3 protein-coding genes are annotated in these 3560 nt (G+C 55.0%); all 3 read right to left on the reverse strand.

Annotated elements, in window-relative coordinates; all coding sequences use genetic code 11:
- Positions 1 to 191: hypothetical protein (locus H6F43_RS09365; RefSeq protein ID WP_190342521.1), on the reverse strand; the 191-nt coding region annotated here is incomplete at its 3' end.
- Positions 192 to 316: 125 nt separating this feature from the next.
- Positions 317 to 2008 carry a CHAT domain-containing protein gene (locus H6F43_RS09370; protein ID WP_190342522.1) on the reverse strand — a complete coding sequence of 564 codons (1692 nt, stop codon included), beginning with the start codon at positions 2006 to 2008 and terminating at the stop codon, positions 317 to 319.
- 127 nt (positions 2009 to 2135) lie between these two features.
- Positions 2136 to 3560: PP2C family serine/threonine-protein phosphatase (locus H6F43_RS09375; protein WP_190342523.1), on the reverse strand; the 1425-nt coding region annotated here is incomplete at its 5' end.

Genomic DNA, 3560 nt, shown 5'->3' on the forward strand with positions numbered 1-3560 from the left:
TCCGCCTCTAGATCAGCTGGATTCCAGGGATACGAAATTTTAGCAGCAGGGGCTTCCGCAACCGTGACGCTCTCTTCGCTAAACGACTCATCGGCAGTCCCCTTACACGTGACTCCCTCTGCCTGTAGCAGAGCATCCCGCAAATCTTGCTGAACAGCCGCTTTAAACGCCTTTTGGTTACTGGAACGCATCGCTCTATTTTCCATTACGGGACTCCTACATGCACTGACTGAACCTGTTTGCTGACATCACCTACAGTCTGGGGATCACCAGTTCCGTAACTGTCCTACAATTTAAGCCAAATGGCGGAGCCAGACTACTCTGACTTTGTGTGAATCACAAATTCTAGGACTTCATTCTCAAAGCTGCCAAATTTTAATTGAGTGCCGGATACCAGCGGTACTTCCTGACGGTGAATTTTCTGCCAGCCTTCGGTTCCCAACAGCCAGGTTCCGTAGCTGGAAAAGTCTTTGATAAAGTAGGTAGTTTCCGCTTTACCGCTGCGTTGCAAATGGCGACAAAAGATTTCTGCGTGTCTGCGAGAGATGCCGCCCTGGTCGTCTTGAAGCACCAGATCGTTCTCGACCTTGTCTCTGCCAATTCGCATCATGCCGCTGCGAATCTGCCAAACTTTTGGCTCGTGCAGCGATCGCAGCGACGCGCCAGTGGTGCGCTGTCCAATTTGTGTAATCACACCAGGAAGCTGAGTCAGTGTGCCCTCAACGGGCTTTAGCAGTTCGCCATCGAACTGTGGATGCATATACAGAACGGGCAGCGTCCAGGCAGGATGGTTGAACTTGTACAGCGTCAGCAAATGCTGGCGAGCGACAGCAACGGCTTGATCGATCGGCAATCGTTCTGCAAGGGCTTTGGCAAAGGCCTGAATAAAGCTAAGCGCTTCTTCGTCGGTGACTGGCTCCCGCATTCCCAACACGGCGGGCACGCCATGGTGAATCAGCACTTCTGCTAGACTGCTGCGGGGAATCGCTTCGGACGATCGCTCCTCAGAGTCCTCAAATGACCCATAATGGTCTGGCTGAGCACCCCAGCAGGCGTTAAACACTGCCAGTTTGACCTTACAACGCGTTAACACTTGCGCCAGTTCAGTGCCGTTGAGCGTCATTCCCGGCTGCAAAAACAGCACGCCGCCGTCGGGCGCCGGAACGCCATGCCCAGCGTAAAACAGGACATTGTACGGCTGGTTTTCAAAGTCCTGATTTTCCAGATGCTCAATTAAATCTTTGGGTGACGGCTGCACCAACGTTTCTACTTGGCAGAACTCACCCATGCCGGTTCCCACACTGCCGAAGGTTTTCAGCAGATTTGATAGCGCAGTTGCTTCTTGCTCTAGTTTGAGAGTGGCAGTTGACGCCACTGCCTTGCTGGGATCTACGTCCTGACCTAGCACCACTAAAATTTTCAGCTTGTGATCGGTCCGCAGCGGGGCAAGTGCTTGCACGTCGCTAGTGGTTCGACTAAACAGCAATTGCTGACTCAAGGAAATCGCTTGCTTCCCCGGTCCGTCCTGCATGATCTCCCAGGGGAGCGCGATCAAATCCGGGTCGCGAACTTCTAGCCGCAGGCGGAGCGGCTTGGTTTGTCCAGCGGCGATTCCCTGACTGTGGTTAAGGCTCGCTTGAATGGGTCCATCAAACAGCCACTGCCAAAGACAGATCCCCAAGTTCTGCATGAGCCGTCCTGAGACGCCGATCGGCTGTGCGGACGCAGATGCAGACGACTCGATCTCCAGCATCGGCTCTGGTGGGGACGTATTAACCTGCGAGACGTGCGGTACGTGGGGCAGTACGCGTGTCGAAAAGAGTTCCTGCCAACCGTACCAAATTCGGGTCAACGCCTCCGACCAGGTGCAGTCGTTCAAGACGTACCCAGCGGGATACGGTGCTTTAATAACATGAACAGCAAAATGCCCAGCCGCCCGTAGCGGAGCGATCGCTAAGCTGAGGCAGGGAATGTTAGAACGTTGTTGGGGATTTTCAGACGATGTCATTCACAGAGATATAGGTTAGGTCTGTGACAGGAGATATTCTATTCAGTCTAGTCGCTGTTTGAAATTAGTGGTTAGTCGGCAGCGAGTTGTTTCAGGTCACACTGAGTGAGTGGTCGAGTTGACTGAATTAAGGCGAGGGAGAAGGCGTCTGCCTCGGCGTTGTTGAGCACGAACTGGACGCGGCAGGTGTAATCAGCGGTGCGATCGCGCTTTCCCGAATCCAGCCCGTTTCACCCGCTTGCACCAGGGGAGTTGAGGACTTTGGCGTGGTGGGAACAGAGCACACCGTAAACTGGAGCCAGTTGCTCGAATCCTCAGCGCGGGTGCGGCGAGTGGACAGCTTTAGAATGCTGCCGGGTGGAACTGATCGCGCGATTGCAGGGCTTGAGGATTTTGTTGAGGGTTGGGCTAGTAGGGCGATCGTAGAAGACGTCACTGCCTCAGCGTTTGTAGGAGCGGCTGCATTGACTTGCACCAGCGCCCCGACTGCCAAGGGCGGCGGCACGCTAGCAGGTGGGGGGGACACGGGACTGGCAACGGGCGCAACCGCGATCGAGGGCGATGGGCGCGGAGAAACCAGCGAATCAATCCAAACATGCACGTCCGGGATCAAGAAATAGGCAAGCGCACCTCCAAGCGCCCAGAGCGCCAAAATTCCTAAGGGAATCACCAACGATCGTCGATTCCGACGCTGGGGCTGGACCAACTGAGTTTTAGATGTAGAGTTAACAGCCTTTGAAGAGGCTCTTAGGGTGTTGGCGGGCAGTCGTGCCAGTGATGCGTCCAGTGGGGCTGTCGCTGCTGCATGCGGTTGAGTTGCACCTGACGACGGCAGCACCTGACAGTAAACCAGCCCGATCGTGACGTTGTCGTGTCCATTTTTAGTATTGGCGAGATCAACGAGTCGCTGACCAGCGGTGGCAAGGTCGATTGTGCCATTCAGAATCGGCACGAGTTCAGTTTGCCAATACTCTTCGACGCGATCGTGATCGCTAAGTCCATCGGAGCAGAGCAAAAATACGCAGTCCTCATCCAGGACAAATCGCTGCACGGTTGGATGCAGCAGCGACGAAGCTCCCATTCCTAACGCTTGAACGAGTGATCCCGATCCCGGATGCTGTAGAGCATCCCGGTAGAGCGCATAGCCTAGCCGTGTTTCCCTCGACGCCAAATCGTCATCTAGCGTTACCTGATGGCAGCCTGTGCGCGTAATGCGATAAGCGCGGCTGTCACCAACGTGCGTGAGATACAGTTCATGGGTGTGCACCAATGCCATGACCAGCGTTGTACCCATGCGTTGACGGTCTTGCCGATGCTCTTGATCGTTGCGCTGGCTAATTGCGTCGTTAGCAGCTAACGCAACCTGATCGAGTTGAGCAATCAGCGTGGCGGCGTTGATCGTCGCTCCTGGAGGCACGGCACTAAGCTGCTGCTGAATCGTTTCGATCGCTAAACTCGACGCCACATTGCCGCCTTCATGTCCACCGATGCCATCGCAAACAACGACGGGGGGAATCGGGTCAGCGGTGTTAAGCAGCTTCAGAACCGTACC

The sequence above is a fragment of the Leptolyngbya sp. FACHB-36 genome, assembly GCF_014695955.1.
Taxonomy (GTDB): domain Bacteria; phylum Cyanobacteriota; class Cyanobacteriia; order Leptolyngbyales; family Leptolyngbyaceae; genus FACHB-36.